General features: G+C 69.4%; 13 protein-coding genes and 1 pseudogene. 6 read left to right on the top strand and 8 right to left on the bottom strand.

Annotation, left to right across the window (positions count from 1 at the left end; all coding sequences use genetic code 11):
- Window positions 1-4: 4 nt before the first annotated feature.
- The 7 genes from ACFTXQ_RS30565 to ACFTXQ_RS30595 are packed head-to-tail and all read right to left on the bottom strand — an operon-like array spanning window position 5 to window position 7,911.
- Window positions 5-607: a DUF4913 domain-containing protein gene (locus tag ACFTXQ_RS30565; RefSeq protein WP_382646916.1), complete on the bottom strand. Its 603-nt coding sequence runs from the start codon at window positions 605-607 to the stop codon at window positions 5-7.
- Window positions 604-2,355 (bottom strand): type IV secretory system conjugative DNA transfer family protein, encoded by a 1,752-nt coding sequence (locus tag ACFTXQ_RS30570; RefSeq protein WP_382646919.1) that lies wholly within the window; start codon window positions 2,353-2,355, stop codon window positions 604-606. The genes ACFTXQ_RS30565 and ACFTXQ_RS30570 overlap by 4 nt, the downstream gene beginning before the upstream one ends.
- Window positions 2,352-3,866, bottom strand: a complete 1,515-nt coding sequence (locus tag ACFTXQ_RS30575; RefSeq protein WP_382646922.1) for an ATP-binding protein — start codon at window positions 3,864-3,866, stop codon at window positions 2,352-2,354. The genes ACFTXQ_RS30570 and ACFTXQ_RS30575 overlap by 4 nt, the downstream gene beginning before the upstream one ends.
- Before the next feature lie 11 nt (window positions 3,867-3,877).
- Window positions 3,878-5,323, bottom strand: a complete 1,446-nt coding sequence (locus ACFTXQ_RS30580; RefSeq protein ID WP_382646925.1) for an SCO6880 family protein — start codon at window positions 5,321-5,323, stop codon at window positions 3,878-3,880.
- Between the two features lie 5 nt (window positions 5,324-5,328).
- Window positions 5,329-6,819 (bottom strand): hypothetical protein, encoded by a 1,491-nt coding sequence (locus ACFTXQ_RS30585; protein WP_382646928.1) that lies wholly within the window; start codon window positions 6,817-6,819, stop codon window positions 5,329-5,331.
- Window positions 6,816-7,580 (bottom strand): hypothetical protein, encoded by a 765-nt coding sequence (locus tag ACFTXQ_RS30590; RefSeq protein WP_382646931.1) that lies wholly within the window; start codon window positions 7,578-7,580, stop codon window positions 6,816-6,818. Before ACFTXQ_RS30590 ends, ACFTXQ_RS30585 begins: the two co-directional genes overlap by 4 nt.
- Before the next feature lie 10 nt (window positions 7,581-7,590).
- On the bottom strand, window positions 7,591-7,911 hold the full coding sequence (locus tag ACFTXQ_RS30595) for a hypothetical protein (protein WP_382646934.1): 321 nt from the start codon (window positions 7,909-7,911) through the stop codon (window positions 7,591-7,593).
- Window positions 7,912-8,499: 588 nt separating this feature from the next.
- Between ACFTXQ_RS30595 and ACFTXQ_RS30600 the strand changes: the two genes are divergently transcribed.
- Both ACFTXQ_RS30600 and ACFTXQ_RS30605 read left to right on the top strand, forming a co-directional pair.
- Window positions 8,500-8,952, top strand: coding sequence for a helix-turn-helix transcriptional regulator (locus ACFTXQ_RS30600; protein WP_382647001.1), 453 nt, complete (start codon window positions 8,500-8,502; stop codon window positions 8,950-8,952).
- Window positions 8,949-10,043 carry an NlpC/P60 family protein gene (locus ACFTXQ_RS30605; protein WP_382646937.1) on the top strand — a complete coding sequence of 365 codons (1,095 nt, stop codon included), beginning with the start codon at window positions 8,949-8,951 and terminating at the stop codon, window positions 10,041-10,043. Before ACFTXQ_RS30600 ends, ACFTXQ_RS30605 begins: the two co-directional genes overlap by 4 nt.
- Window positions 10,044-10,136: 93 nt before the next feature.
- On the opposite strand, the gene ACFTXQ_RS30610 is transcribed toward ACFTXQ_RS30605, so the two are convergent.
- The gene (locus ACFTXQ_RS30610; RefSeq protein WP_382646939.1) at window positions 10,137-10,430 is read right to left on the bottom strand and encodes a hypothetical protein; all 294 of its coding nucleotides are present in this window, start codon (window positions 10,428-10,430) and stop codon (window positions 10,137-10,139) included.
- Window positions 10,431-10,577: 147 nt separating this feature from the next.
- Between ACFTXQ_RS30610 and ACFTXQ_RS30615 the strand changes: the two genes are divergently transcribed.
- The 4 genes and pseudogenes from ACFTXQ_RS30615 to ACFTXQ_RS30630 form a co-directional block, all read left to right on the top strand.
- Window positions 10,578-11,441 (top strand): hypothetical protein, encoded by an 864-nt coding sequence (locus tag ACFTXQ_RS30615; RefSeq protein ID WP_382646942.1) that lies wholly within the window; start codon window positions 10,578-10,580, stop codon window positions 11,439-11,441.
- Window positions 11,438-11,779 carry a hypothetical protein gene (locus tag ACFTXQ_RS30620; RefSeq protein WP_382646945.1) on the top strand — a complete coding sequence of 114 codons (342 nt, stop codon included), beginning with the start codon at window positions 11,438-11,440 and terminating at the stop codon, window positions 11,777-11,779. Before ACFTXQ_RS30615 ends, ACFTXQ_RS30620 begins: the two co-directional genes overlap by 4 nt.
- Before the next feature lie 194 nt (window positions 11,780-11,973).
- Window positions 11,974-13,449 (top strand): hypothetical protein, encoded by a 1,476-nt coding sequence (locus ACFTXQ_RS30625; protein WP_382646948.1) that lies wholly within the window; start codon window positions 11,974-11,976, stop codon window positions 13,447-13,449.
- An 88-nt stretch (window positions 13,450-13,537) separates the two neighbouring features.
- A pseudogene (locus tag ACFTXQ_RS30630) lies at window positions 13,538-14,451 on the top strand (hypothetical protein); the annotation flags it as partial.

Below are 14,451 nucleotides of genomic sequence, written 5' to 3' on the forward strand. Positions count from 1 at the left end.
ACCGTCAGACGGTCGCAGGTTCCGCCTCGGCGACGGCGGCCCGAGTCGGCAGCGGTGCCACCGGGGGCACCGGTAGTACGTCGTGCTGGACGCGGTCCGGGTTGGTCATGCAGGCGACGAACGGGCCATCGGCGGCACGGAGGTGGACCATCGCGGGGTCCAGGTGGTCACGGTGCCAGACGGACGGCCCGGTGCGTCCGCACGTCTCGGGGTCGGTCAGTTCCTGCCAGGCCAGCCACAGCGCATGGAGCCGCGCGACGGCCGCCGGGTGGGCCCACCAGGACGCGCACCAGGTGGCCGACGAGGAGACCTCACCGAGGTATGTGGGGACGAGGAGGTTCGTCACCCAGTTCGCCAGGGCTTCGAGTTCGGCCGCGTACTTTTCCCCGGTCAGCCAGAGGATGAACGGCGGTGTCTTGGGCTTCTCCTTCTCGCCGTCGCCGTCCTTCCCGTCGTTGTCCTGGCCGCCGCCGGAGGCCACCGCGGACGCGACTTGCTCAACCTTGTTCGTGGTGGTTTCGAGCTGTGAGGCGAAGGCCGCGATGTTGGCTTTGATGTCCTCCAGGTCCTCGGCCAGGCCGTCCAGGGTGGGCGTGTCGTCGGTCATGCCGAGAGCACCTTTCGGCTCGCGCGGTTGGCGATCTCTGCGATTTCGACGTTGGAGTCTGCCGTGAGGTCGGCGGCGTCCGGCTCCAGATACCAGGGCCGCAGGCGGATCATGCCGACGCGTACGCCGGTCACCAGCAGCAGGGCCCGGCCCTTGGGCAGCGCGCGGATGTCCGCCGCTTCCATGACGCGCTCGCGCCGGCGCGACGTGCTGACGCTGCGGCCCGTCGATCCGTGGGACACGGAGCTTTCGGAGACCTTGTGCTCACCGATGAGCCGGCTTACTTTCTCGGCGAATTCGGCGTCATCGAGGCCGGCGCCGAGGACCTTGACGGTGGCCGCGCCCCACATCGAATCCATGCCCGACTCACCCCAGACGCGGACGCCCTGGCGGTAGCTCTGGAGGATGGTTGTCACCGGGATGCCCCGGGATCCCAGGTGCGAGTAGAGGTCTGGCAGGTCTTCGATGCGGCACACGTTGGCGGCTTCATCCAGTACGGCGGGCAACGGCGGGTCGAGCCGTCCGCCGGCTCGCTCGGCGGCCGCCATCGCCGCGCGGAGTACCGCGTCAGCGGCGGCCGCGATGACGCCAGCCGCAGAGCCGCCGCCGTCCTTGGAGAGCAGATACAGGGAGTCCTTCGACTTCACGAAGTCGTCGGGGCGGAACTGTGCGGCCGCAGGGTCGGGGGTGACCCAGGCGAGGGTTTCGGGGTCGAGGAGGCAGGCCACGCACTGACGCGCCGTCTCGAAAATCCCGTCGCGGGTGTCGGCCGCACCGGCGACCGTCGAGGCCAGTTGCTGCGCGAGGGCCTCTTTCCCGGCAGCTTTGAGCGCGGCCACGGGGGCCCGGTCGCTCGGCGTCGACAGCCAGGCGAGCACGTCGGAGACGGAGCCGCCGGAGACGGAGGCCGCGTGAAACAGGGCGGTCAGCAGGTTCTTGGCCGCCCCCATCCAGAAGTCCCCGCGGCTCTTTTCGTCCGTGGTCGCCGCGATGAAGTGGGACGCGAGCCGCCCCGCACCCTCGATCGTCCGGGCGGACGCCAGCATGTCCCACCACAGGGCCCGGGGCGAGTGCGTGATCCCCTGCGGGTCGATTAGCCAGACCCGGCCGCGCTTGCTGCGGCGGGCCCACGTCACCGCCCACACATCCGGCTTGTTGCTCGTGAGCATCACCGCGCCGGGGGCGCGCAGGACCGTCGGCACGGCGATCGAGGTGGACTTGCCCGAGCGCGGCGCCATGATGGACAGCATCACGTCTTCCCAGCTCGCCCGGAGTTCAGGGCCGCGCGCCGCGTCGAGGTTGCCGAGTAGTACGCCCGTGTCGTCAGGCTCTACTTTCTCCACCCCCTTGAGGGACGGCCGCAGCTGACGGGCCCGTGCCGTGATGGCCTTGGGGGCGAGGGGTGCGAGCTCGCGCACCCCCGCGAGTCCGGCACGGTGGGAGAAGAAGCGTTGCCAGACGAAGAAGCCGGCGACGCCGAGGCCGACGAGGACGAGCACCAAGAGCACGACGATCCCGACGCTGGCCGCCGTGGTGTGCCCCGGCCACAGCCGGGCGGGGCCGCCGGAGACCAGGGCCACCGCGGATTTGAAGGTGTAGGCGGGCGGGGCCCAGCCGCCCCCGGCGAGGAGGACGCCGAGGGTGCCGCCGATGTAGGCGCCGGTGAACAGGCCGAAGCCGCCCACGATGACGCCGAGGACGGCGAGGGGCGCCCCCGCGCCGGCCCCGCCGCCGTTGGAGTCGTTCACGCTGCCGCTCCCTTGCGGATCGTCTTGGGGTCAGTTTCGTAGAGCCGCCGTTCCGCCTCGGTCAGTGCGAGCCGGACGGGGGTGCCGGGCCGGGTGCCCAACCTGAGCATGTACTTGCCCCGGCCGGGGTGGATCTGGCGAGTGCCGTCCAGGCCGGTGCCGGACGAGGACGACCACGAGGCGATCATGGCGATTTCCGCGTCAGTCAGCGGCCGTTGGGCCGAGACGCGTTCGAGCTCGCCGACGCTCAGAGCACCGAGAATCATCGAGTCGCAGCGGTCGATCATGCCGATCGCCTTGGCCCGGTCCTCGGGGGTGGGCAGCGACTCGGGGTCACGGAGACTGTGCGTGATCATGAGCGTGACCTCACGCCTTGCCCGGTTGAGTCGGGTCATGGCATCGAACGCATTCACGATGCCCGGCCCGGCCCGCAGCGCCCTCCACATCTCATCCAGCGGCAGGACCAACGGGGAGTCCATCAGGCCGACCGCGCGGGCGGAGTCGATCGAGCTGTACGCGTACGCCCACGTCGCCAGCAGGCCGGCGGAGACGACCTGATCACCGGCCGTCAGCAGGGTGGACAGGTCGACGGAGAGCGCGGGCGCGTCGAGGTCGAGTGGCCGGGTGGTGGGTCCGTCGAAGAGGCCCGCCAACGGGCCGTCGCACAAATTCTCCAGGGCGTGCGTGACCTCCCGGACCAGAGCCCGGTAGTCGTCCTCGGTGTCGACCATCAGCTGAGCCCGCAGTTCTGCGGGCCCTTCGCGGAGCACCTTGACCACGTCAGGGATGACGGGGTCTTCCCCGCCGATCAGGGCGGCCGTCACGAGCCGGATGGCCTTTTCCACCACGTTCCGCTCGGTGGCGGTGGGCCGCCGGTCCATCTCCGTGGTCAGCAGCGCGTGAAGGAGCTCACTGCGGCGACCGTTCATCTCGGAGAGCAGGGCATCGCGCCGGCTCGGGTCGAGGGTGGGCAGGACACGCCGCAGCGGGCCGGAGTCGAGCGGGTTGAGCCGGTCGAGGCCCCGCCCGATCCGGACGACCTGGCCACCGAGCTCATGAACCAGCTGCGTGTACTCCCCCTTCACGTCACCGGGGACGACGAGCTTGTGACCGTACGAGCTGTAGACGAGGCAGATCCGTTTGGCGATGGCTGACTTGCCGACGCCAGGTTGAGCCATGATCCAGACGCCGGGGTTGGTCAGCAGGGTGCCGATCCAGCCGCTCGGGTCGAAGCAGACGAGTTCGTGCGTCAACTGGTCGTATCCGATGGGCACACCCTCGGGCGGCAGGCCGCCGCCGAGGACGAACGGGTACAGGCCGGCGGTCTGCTTGGTGCTGGAGAGGTAGACGGCGCCGGGGTCCAGGAGGGCGGCCCGGCCACGGCCGGCGCCCCTCCAGCCCCAGCGGGATGCGATCACGCGGGGGTTGAGGCCCCCGCCACGGGTAGGCTCACCCTCGGTCGTCCCGGCGGTTACCGTCCGCCGGGACGACTTCTTTTCGATCTTGCTCATGGCGCCCTTCCTCAAAGCAGGGGGTTGATGCCTACAGGCAGGCCCACGACCAGGGCCGCGCTCTGGCCGCCGAAGGCGGGGCGGAACCGCAGGCCGCCGGAAGAGCGGGCCGCCTTATCGATCTCCCGGCGTGCGGCGGGGAGGTCCGCGAGGTTGTTCACCGTGGTGGTCACGTAGATGGACCACTGGACCATCCCGGCGCCCATCGCCTCTTCCTCGGCCGTACGCTCGGCGTGCGCGGCGTCGACCCGCTCACGCCGGGTGGCGGTCCGCTTGGTGCGCTCGCGGTACTGGCGGCGTGCGTCACCCGCATTGATCTCCCGCTCCACCACGGCTTGCGCCTCATGGGTGGGCAGCACGCGGTAGACGAGGGTCACACGCCGGGTGAACTGCCCCGGCGCCAGCAGCTTCAACAGGGTGTCGTACGCGACCAGTTTGCGGGGCGCCTCACGCAGGACCCACGAGGTGCTGTAGTAGCCATCGTGCTGGTAGTGCGTCCACTCGTCCTCGGCGGCGACCGGGCCCACTTCATGCCACACAAGCTCTTCGATCTGCGCGGCCGGGGCGTCCATGTCGGCCGGTACGAAGGCGCCCCGGACGAGTCGCTTGATGTCCACATCCGTGGCACGGCGCAGGATGTCCACGCCCGCCCCGGACAGGTCCACCGCGTCCAGGGCGCCCAGGGCGACCGCCGCGGATTCGGCCGGTCCGGCCGGCTTCTCCGGTGCGGCGGCCGGGTCGATCACGAGCGAGAACCAGGCCGCCATCTGCGCGCTTGCGCGGGGGGCGCCGTCCACGAGCTCGCGGATCGCCTGGCGGGCGAGGGGCGGCGCCGAAGGGTCGACGCGTCCCCGTACGTGATCGGAGAGCGCGGCGCCGCTGGACGGCGTGATCTGGAGTGTGACCGCCGCCATCTGCACGCCGTCCTCATCGGCGAGCCGGGCCAGGGTGTCGCCCCACGAATTGACCTGAGAGCGGACCGTGAGCCCGGAGGCCAGCAGGGAGCCGGCCGGGTTGAGCAGCAGCGCCGCCGTCATGGTGCCCGTCCGCTGGTTCCAGACCAGGCCGGTGGAGCCCCTGCCGTCCGAGGACTCGGCCCGGATCAGCCGGGTGGGGGCGACCATGCCCGGCAAGTCGAGCGCCTCGGGCGAGGGCAGGAACACGCTCCGGTAGGAGGTCTCCCCCCGCATGTTGGCCAGGCTCCAGCGAGCCCGGCCGATCACGTAAGACATCAGCGGCATGCCGTGCCGCTGCCACACCGTCAGGATGATGACGGTGAGGGCAATCGGCACGGTGACCGCGAGGGTGCTCAGCGGGCCGCCCAGGATGATGACCATGATCGGCGTGAGCATCGCCCCGACGACCACCACCGTCTGACCCGAGTTCAGGGTGGCGATCCCCATGCTCTTCGAGCGCCGCCACCCCCCATAGAGGGGCTGTTGCGTTTCCGTGCTCATGGGGCCTACTCCGTTCCGCCGACGGTGTTGCCGGCCTTGTTGATCGCTGCCTTTCCGGCCTCAGCCGCGACAAGGGCGATGCCCACCGGCGTAGCCGCCGTGGCGGTTGTGGCGGCCGTGGTCGCGCCGCTCGTTGCCGTCTCGGTGGCCGTGGTGGCCGCCTCGGCGGCTTCCGGGCTGCCGCCCTGCTGGGGGATGTTGGCCGAGGCCTGATTCATGGCAGTGGACCCCTCCGAGTCGCCACCGCCACCGCCACCGCCGGCCGGACCGCTACGGTCCATGTCGGCCGCGTGCTGGGACGCCGAGGTGGGAGCGCCGCCCCCGCCGTCGCCGCCCGCGCCGCCCATCTGCGAGCCCATGGCACTGCCCGCGATGCTCAGCGCACCCGCGAACCCACCGCCCGCGCTGGTCGCCCCGGCCATCGAGGCGCCGATGGGCGCGAAGAGCGCGAAAAGGGACTTGAGGGCGATCACCGACAGGGCGAGCGTGACGACGCCCCGGATGAAGTCCACGATCCCGTTTCCGTTGGCCATCTCGGTGAATCCGACAGAGATGATCAGGGCCGCGACAGGCTTGTAAATAACGATCACCATGATGGCGGTGAAGGTGCGGGGCAGCCACTGACGCGTACTTTCTCCGCCGAGCTGTCCGGCACCCGCGATCGGCAGAATGAGCGCCTGAATCGGGATGGCCGCCTGACGGAGGAAGAGCATCACGATCTGCACGCCGCCCACGATGAGGACGATCAAGGCAATGGCGAGCAAGCCGATCGGATTGACGAGGGCCGGCAGCAGCATGACGGCCATCCGCTCGGGTACGTCGTCGCCGCCGAACCCGACATAGAGAATCTGCTTGGTGAGTTCGTCGGAGGCGATCAGCAGGGCATCGATGATCGCGATGCCGGCCGCCGTCACCAGCATGTTGACCATGAGCCCTTGGAGCAGGTGCGCCAGGGGTGTGCCCTTGCGCTGGATGATCGTTTTGATGCCTTGGATCATCACGAGGAGTGTGGCGATACCGGCGCCGATACCCATCATCAGCCCATGGAGGCTGAGTTTTTTCGTTGGGTCGGATGAGGCTGTATCGCCGAGAACCCCCGAATCCTTCACCTGCACCGAGGGTGTCATAAGCCAATAGCCGAATCCGATCCGCATGAAGTCGCCGACGAATTCGGCCATGCTCTTGGCCGCGTCGCCGAGCACGGAATCGGAGACCTTTTGCGCCGCCGCGCTCATTACCTTGCCGGGGCCCTCTTTGATGACCTTTCCACCCTTGATGGCAGCCTTGGCGCACTCAACCGGGCCGCCCGGCATCTTGGGGGCGTTGGGGATCAGCCAGCTCGCGCACTTGCCGATGCCCCACCAGTCGACGGTAGGGGCGGCCGGTGCGGCGACGGCCGCCGGCTTTGCGAGGGCGGCCGGCGCGGCGAGGCCGAACAACAGGGTGAGGGCGGCCACGGTGGCCGCCAGGCGCGCGAGCAGGAGGCGAGGTGTCACAGCCGGTCCCCTTCCTGAATCGCCTTCCATTTGTCCTCGTTGAAGAACGCCGTGCCGATGTCCACGGGGTCCGGGAGCGGCTTACCGGGGTCGGTCGGGACGCCCTTCCAGTCGCCGCCCTCCCAGACCGCCCGGCCGGGGCTGACCACGAGGGTGGTGACCGGCTCGGCGCCGGCCTTGGCCGCGTGGGTGACGCGGAGGAGTACCAGTACGTCCACCGTGTCGCCGTTGACGGCGGCGTACTTAACGCCGATCGGCCAGGCGTTGAGGGTGGCCCCGGCCGGCACCGGACCCGTTTCAGGGGTGATGCCCGCGTACTGCCGGTTTCCCTTGGCGCCGTCCTCGGCGACGGCGGCCATCTGGTCGCGGTACTGCGCGGACGAGTACGCGAGGATGCCGGCCTTGACCTGCGCCGGGTCCAGGCTCCAGGCGTTACGGACGGAGGCAACGGCCATGGCGGCCGCGCCCTCGGGAGTGTGCGGGAACTGCACCGCGAGGTTGCCGGAGGCCTTGGCCGCGCCGTCCGGCAGCTTCACGGTTTGGGCGGGGGCGACGTATCCGCCATCGTCCGGCCGAACGGTGGGCATGGCAGAGGGCCCCGCGGATTGCGAGGCCTTGGGGTCGGGGGCCGCCGTGGTCGAGCCGCCGCCGGTGAAGGCGATGGCGACGAGGGCGCCGACGAGGACCAGGACGAGGCCCACCAGGAAGTAGAGCGCCCGCCGCATCCGGCGTTGCGCTTGCTGCTGAAGGTTGAGGGTCACGGCAGCCGCCTCAGGTCACGATCGAGGGGACGACGCCGGCAGCGAGGGTCACGACGGACAGGCCGCCGAGCACCCACAGCAGGCCGTTGGCGCCCTCGGCAGCCAGGTGGCTCCGGTTGCGACGGCCGACCATCATCATGATGCCGCAGGCGATAATTCCCAGGATTCCGGCGCCAATTGCGAAATATTTTGCCCAGCCGACCCACTTGGGCATGATCGTGTCCATGCCGGGAGGGGAGGCCGGTCCCTGGTTCCACGACTTAGGGTCGTCGTCCATCGGGGCCAGGGCCACCACGTCGTTCAGCGAGCTCAACAGGTGGATGTGCTGCATGTGCGTTCTCTCTCTTAGTCAGTGAGTCCGAGCTGCCGCCGCAGAGTGCGGGCGGCTCTCTGGACGGGGCGGAGGGTGAGGCCATCGGCGGGGGTATCCGCCTCTCGCAGTCTCACCAGGTAGGGCACTTCGACGATTCCGAGGACGCGCGGCCGTACCGTCCTCATCCGGTACCGGGCCGCCCGGGGCAGCCGCAGCGGGGCATCCGCCACGACGACCAGGTACGGCCGTGGCACGTCCGGGTGCCACGCGCCGACGAGCTGGACCGCAGCGGCGAGCCCGAAAGCGGTGGACCGGCAGACCACGAGCGGGGTGTAATGCGGTGGCAGATGTGAACCCTTCGTGAGCTCGAAGGTTCCGCCGCCGCCGTCGGGGTCCAACCAACGAGTGATCGTTGATGTTCCCGCTCCACCGTGGGCGCCCACGACGCCGAAGTACCGGGAAGTAGTAGGCCGTTCGGCCGTTGAAGCGCTCGTATCGCGCATCTTCTCACCCCCGTACTGTCGTTGATCTCAGCGTGACGCTACCATGACCTACTGTCAACATGTACTTATATAAATTGAGGGTCGAATGACTCCATCCAGCGGCATGGCGTCCTTCCGTGCCGACCTGTTGCTGACGCAACGACAGGCGGCCGGGCTGAGTTGCGAGGACCTAGCGTGCCTGGCGCAGGTCTCCCCGGAGACCGTCCGCAGAGCGGAGAAGGGCAGAAGCAAGCCGTCCGCCAGGGTCACGAAGGCCCTGGCGGAGGCTTTGCGCGTGTCGGTGGAGGAATTGGCACCCCCCGCGCCTCAGTTGACGCTCAAGCAGCTACGGCAGCAGGCCGGGGCCACACAGAGGGACGTGGCCGGCCGGGCGGGGGTGTCCACGCAGATGGTCAGCCGGGTGGAGAACGGGGTTTACGGGGTGAAGGACAAGGCACGGTGGGCGAGCGCCTACGGGGTGAGTAAGGCGACTTGGACACGAGCGTGGGAGGTAGGCCGCGCGGACCGTCAACGCCGCATCAGGTCCCAGCCGGGCAAGGGCGGGGGGACTGAATGAAAGCCCTGGTCAAAGCGGCCATGGTGGTGGGTGGCGTGGTGCCCACCGCGCTGTTCGGGTTCATCATCGCGGGTGCCTCGGCGGTCGACGCGTCGAGCCGCAGCACCGGCATGGTCGGTGGGCTGAACCTGTCTCTCATGCCGGCCGCGGGGAGGCAGTGGGCGCCCTGGTACGTCAAATCGGCAGCCCAGTGCCCCGGCAAGCTGACGCCTTCTCTGCTGGCGGCCCAGGGCTGGACGGAATCGCTGTTCAAGCCGGACGCAGAGGGGCCGCCCACCGACTACGGCACCGCGAAGGGAATCGCACAGTTCATCGATTCCACATGGTCGACCTACGAGAAGGATGAGGACGGCGACGGGACCGCGCGCGGAGCGTACGACCCGGAGGACGCGATCATGGCTCAGGGCCGGTACATGTGCAAGCTGGTCAATGACGCCGAGAAGTCGGGGTATGCCGGCGATCCGGTGAGCCTCGCGCTAGCCGGATATAACGCCGGCTGGGGGTGGGTCGAGCGCTACAAGGGCGTCCCACCCGAGAGTTTCGCGAAGGGCCAGACGTACAACTACGTCCGGGAGATCACCGCCAACGCGAAGAAGTGGGCGACGGCCCTAGGCGGCCCCGGCGTCGCCGGCCTCGGGTCCGGCAGTGGCCCCGACGCCATACGGCACGCGTACACCCAGCTCGGTATCCCTTACTCGTGGGGAGGCGGCACCCCGGGCGGTCCGGGCCTCGGTTTCTGCGACGGAACGAACGGATACCTCAACGGCAGTTGCAGCGCGTCGGTAACCAAAGGTTTCGACTGTTCGAGTCTCGCCCAATTCGCATGGTGGCCGAGCGTGAAGTTGCCCAGGACCGCAGCCGACCAGTACGCAGCGACCGCGAGCCGGCCCGTGGGCAGAGGAGACCTCAAACCGGGCGATCTTGTGTTCTGGTCCAAGGGCGGCCCCAGCAGCATCTACCACGTCGGCCTGTATTTCGGCGACGGGCAAATTCTGCACGCCCCCCGGACCGGTAAGTCCGTGTCGATCGTGCCCATGGACGAGGCGATGCCGAAGGGCGACTACGTGGGAGCGACCCGCCCCGGCGCGTGATGAGTTCGCGTGTACACGCGAAGTAGGAGATGCGAGAAGTACCCCGCCGGCCCGAGGGTCGGCGGGGCACTCCGTTTACAGGGCGCGGTGTGGCTAGGAGCTCGCCAGCCAGGCGTACTGTTCCCGGCGGTCGAAGTACACCGCGTGGCCCGGCGCGTTCAGTGCGACCGCCACGGCCACCAGGTCGTCCGCCGCCTCAGGCTCCGTCACCGGAACGTCCACCGGCTCCGGCTGGACCGGGACCAGCTGGACCGGCATCGAGCGGGCAGGCGTCGGCTCGGCCGGCCGCAGCGGCCAACCTCCCTCGGGCTCCGCCGCAGGCAAGAGCGCCCAGCCGGCGACGCCACCGCCACGCACCACACCATGCGAGTCACGCATTACAGTCACGGCAGATCCTCCATACAGGATCGAGGGCCAGGCGGAGAGAAGCAGGCCGCCCAGCCCGTATGTGCCTGCGGGGTCGGGGGGCTACCCGGCCCCGCAGGTAAGGACGTTGAGACTCGGTGTCTCAGGAACCACCATACTCCTAGAGTCTTGAACTTCAAGAGTCTTGAAGTTAAGTTGTCCGCGTGTCTCAGAGTCCTGATCTGTCAGACTCGGCAAGCACAACAGCACCAGGCCCTAGAGGCGCTGGAGTTCCCTACTCGGGAAGTGGCGAACTCCAAGACTCTTGACGTATGGAGGTTCAAGAGAATGAAACTGCCGGAACAGCAGGCCGGCCCCCGTGCCCAAGGCCCGTACTCCGTCTCGGTCTGGGGTGGTAAGGGGGGCATCGGGAAGTCCACTGATGCATTCCTCGCGGCCTATCAGCTCGCGCTCATCGGACCCACGTTGCTCATCAACGCGGACAAGAAGCAGGACGGCGGAGGGGTCACCGAGCTGGTGAGCTCGCTCAAGGGGTTGCCCGTCCCGTTCGAGCTCACCGAGACCGACACCGCCGCGGATCTAGCGGCCATCCGCCGGTTGAAGCAGTTCCGGTACGTAGTCACCGACCACGCGCCCTACCGCGACGAGGCGAAGTTGAAGCAGGCCGCCAAGGCGGACCTCACGATCGTCCCGGACCCGCCCCGCCGCCTGGATTCTCGGGCCGTGATGAGCAGTACTAAGGCGTATCTAGCCGGCACGAACTACCGGCTCCACATCACGATGGTGAAGCACACCGACAAGAGCCGAGCCCGGGCGATGAAGACCAGCCTCCAAGACCTCGGCCTCCCTGTGTTCGGCGGATGGATGCGGTACTACAACGCCCACGAGATGCTGAACGGCCTCACGGTGTTCGAGGCCGCAGCCGAGGACGCCCAGGCTGCCAAGGCCGCTGAAGACGCCTATTTGTTCGGGGACGAGATCCTTGCCCAGCTCGGCGAGTCCTTCACCGTGCCGAGGCTGGGGGTCAAGTGAGCACGAAGGACTTCAACGACCTTTTCGGGGCCGCCGCCTCGGAGCTTGCGGCAGCCCAGGACGTGAAGGCCGAGAACGTCCGTCCGAAGTACACAGCGATCCGCGAGGACCAGTGGGCGGACTTGGACGCGCTTGCCCGGGAGCTGATGGATTCCCGCTCGCGCAAGGGTCGGCGCATCACGTCCAACAGCCTCATTCGTGTGGCCATTGATGCCTTGCTCGCCCAGCGGGACCAACTCGTCGGAGACGACGAGGCGGAGCTGAGGGCCAACTACCTGCGAACTCTCGGAGTGCAGGAGTCAGGAAGTCAGGAAGAGCCCAACGACAAGACTTCCTGACTCGAAAACTTCAAGAGTCATGGACTCCCGGACAACGAGAGTCTGAGAGAAGCGGCCCCGGAACGCCAGCCAAGCAAACCCCGGGGCTCGCCCCAAATGAGGAGTAACCCCATGCACCACCACAGTACGGCCAGCGGCCGCCGGCCGGTGACCACGCCCACCAGCATGGCCGGAAGCGGGCGGGAGGCCGCCCGATGACCATCTTTACGCAGCTCACGGGGTGGGCCGGCTCCCCGCTCTTGGCCACCCTGTCCGCGTCGACCCTGGCGGCCGTGTTGATCGCCGTGGCACTCAAGCGCCGAGGGTCCAAGCCCGGCAAGTTGGCCCATGAGCCGGCGAACGGACGCCGGAAGTTCAGTGCCGGCACGCTCGCGGCCGTCGCCGCGTTCATCATCTGCACCAGCGTCAGCCTGAACACCTCCTACCGGTTCACCGGGGACGCCGAGGGCCTGGCGATGACCAGCACCCCCGAGCGCCTTTTGGCCTGTGCGGCTTTCGAGTCGCTAATGGCCATGTGTGTGCTCGGTGCCCGCGAGCGCATGGCCGACACTGAGAGCCGCAGTGGCGGTTGGTACGGCTCGGCGGTGTGGATCTTCGCCGCCCTGTCGGCCGTCCCGGCCTATGTCGAGGGCAGCGGGTTCACGGCCGCCACCATGGTCCGAATCATCGTGGGTAGCTTCGGCTCGGCCCTGGCCGCTCACTCTGCCCTCGGGCTGGAGCTGCGTCACCGCACCGGCGACGAGTCGCAGACGGCCATGGCCCAGATCGCGCGGGACCTGCGCGAACGCCTGATGGCACGTCTGGGCCTGGCTCACCGCAGCCGCTCGGCTGAGGAGATCGCCCGTGACCGGGCGTTGGACAAGGCCGTGGACCTGGACGACCGCTACAGGCGACTGGAGGACGACGACAAGAAGACGCGGAAGGGGCGGAGGATCGCCAGGCGCCTGGCCGTCTGGCAGGACCGTGCCGAGCTCGGCACGGACGAGGCACAGAAGGAGCTCTACCGGGCCCGGGTGGCACAGCGGCAGCACGCCACCGAACTGCACATCAGCGACGCCGAGTCGCCGTGGAACCAGCCGAGCGCGGCACAGATCCAGGCCCGTGCTCTGGACACGCTGGAGGCACAGGCCCGGCACATGGAAGGCGTAGCCGCCGATGCCGAGGCCGCTCTACGGGCCCAGATCGGCACACTCGGCACACCCCCGGCGGCACACGGCGGCACACCCGTACCGGGCCCGCGTGCCGAGGCCGCGCCCGAGGCCGACGACGAGCCGGCGGACTGCATCGACACCACCGCCGACAAGCCCGCCGAGTGGCCGAAGGCAGCAGCGGCACAGGGCGGCACACCCGGAATCATCACGGCCCGCGTGCCGCAGGAAGAGGAGGAAGCCGAGCCGGAGCCGGAGGAGGAGGCCGAGCCCCTGCGGGATCTGCGGAGCTACCCGACGAAGCGCGCCGCCCTTGAGGCCCTGTACCACCGCCGGATCAAGGCCGACGACCCGAGGACGACAAACGCGATTGCCGAGCAGCTGTGCGCCGAGCTTGCCAAGGCTGGGATCACGCTGGACCGGGGCCCGGCAAACCGGGCCATCCGCCTCCTACGGCCGCAGGTGGACGAGCACCAGGAGGACCAGGCCGAGGCCGAGAGTCGCGAACTGGTCGACGCGTGACGCAACGGCCCGCCCGGGGTGCGGCACACGGTCGTACCCCGGACACCAGCGGCACACCCCTGTGCCGCCCCGGACCCAAGGGGGAGCGATGAACAGCAGGGAGACCACGCCAGCGGCACAAGACGGCCGCGGATCGGCCCCGCGAGCACTGGCGAGTGTGCCGACCCCGCGTGAGGCGGAGTTGAGCGAGCGCCTGGCCTCAGCCGGCGACCGGGTACGGCTCACGCTGGACACCAGCGCGGCCATCCAGGTGGCACAGCAGGACGCAACAACGGCACGCCGAGAGGCGATGGAAGCCCGTTCCGAGGCACAGCGGGCCGAGGCCGCTGCGGAGGCGGCACAGGTTGAGGCCGATCACGCAGGCCAGCGAGCCACGGCCGCCGTCGAGGAGGCGGCGACCCTCCGCCGACAGCTCGTCGACGAGCAGGCGGCACACCAGGCCGAGGCCCTGGCACGCGGGCAGGCTGAGGGGGGCCGTACCGCCGCGTTGCAGCTCGCCGAGAAGGCACAGCACACCGCCGAGGAGGCACAGACCACCGTCGGCGAGCTGCGCGGGCAACTCGCCGAGGTACGCCGCGAGCTTGCCGAGGCGCACCAAGCCCAGCAACGAGCCGAGAACCAGTTGGCGGAAGCGGAGTTGGCACGCGGGCGGGCTGAGGGGGGCCGCACTGCCGCGTTGCAGCTCGCCGAGAAGGCACAGCACACCGCCGAGGAGGCACAGACCACCGTCGGCGAGCTGCGCGGGCAACTCGCCGAGGTACGCCGCGAGCTTGCCGAGGCGCACCAAGCCCAGCAGCGTGCCGAGGCACAGGTGGAGGCGGCACAGGCGGAGGCGGAGACCCTGCGGGGCCGGCTCGCCGAGGTCGAGGAGTCGGCACAGGCCGCCGCCGGGACGGCACGGGCGGAGGTGGAGGCGGCACAGGCGGAGGCGGAGACCCTGCGGGGCCGGCTCGCCGAGGTCGAGGAGTCGGCACAGGCCGCCGCCGGGACGGCACGGGCGGC

The sequence above is a fragment of the Streptomyces sp. NPDC057010 genome, from assembly GCF_042673805.1.
In the GTDB taxonomy this organism is placed as follows: Bacteria; Actinomycetota; Actinomycetes; order Streptomycetales; family Streptomycetaceae; genus Streptomyces.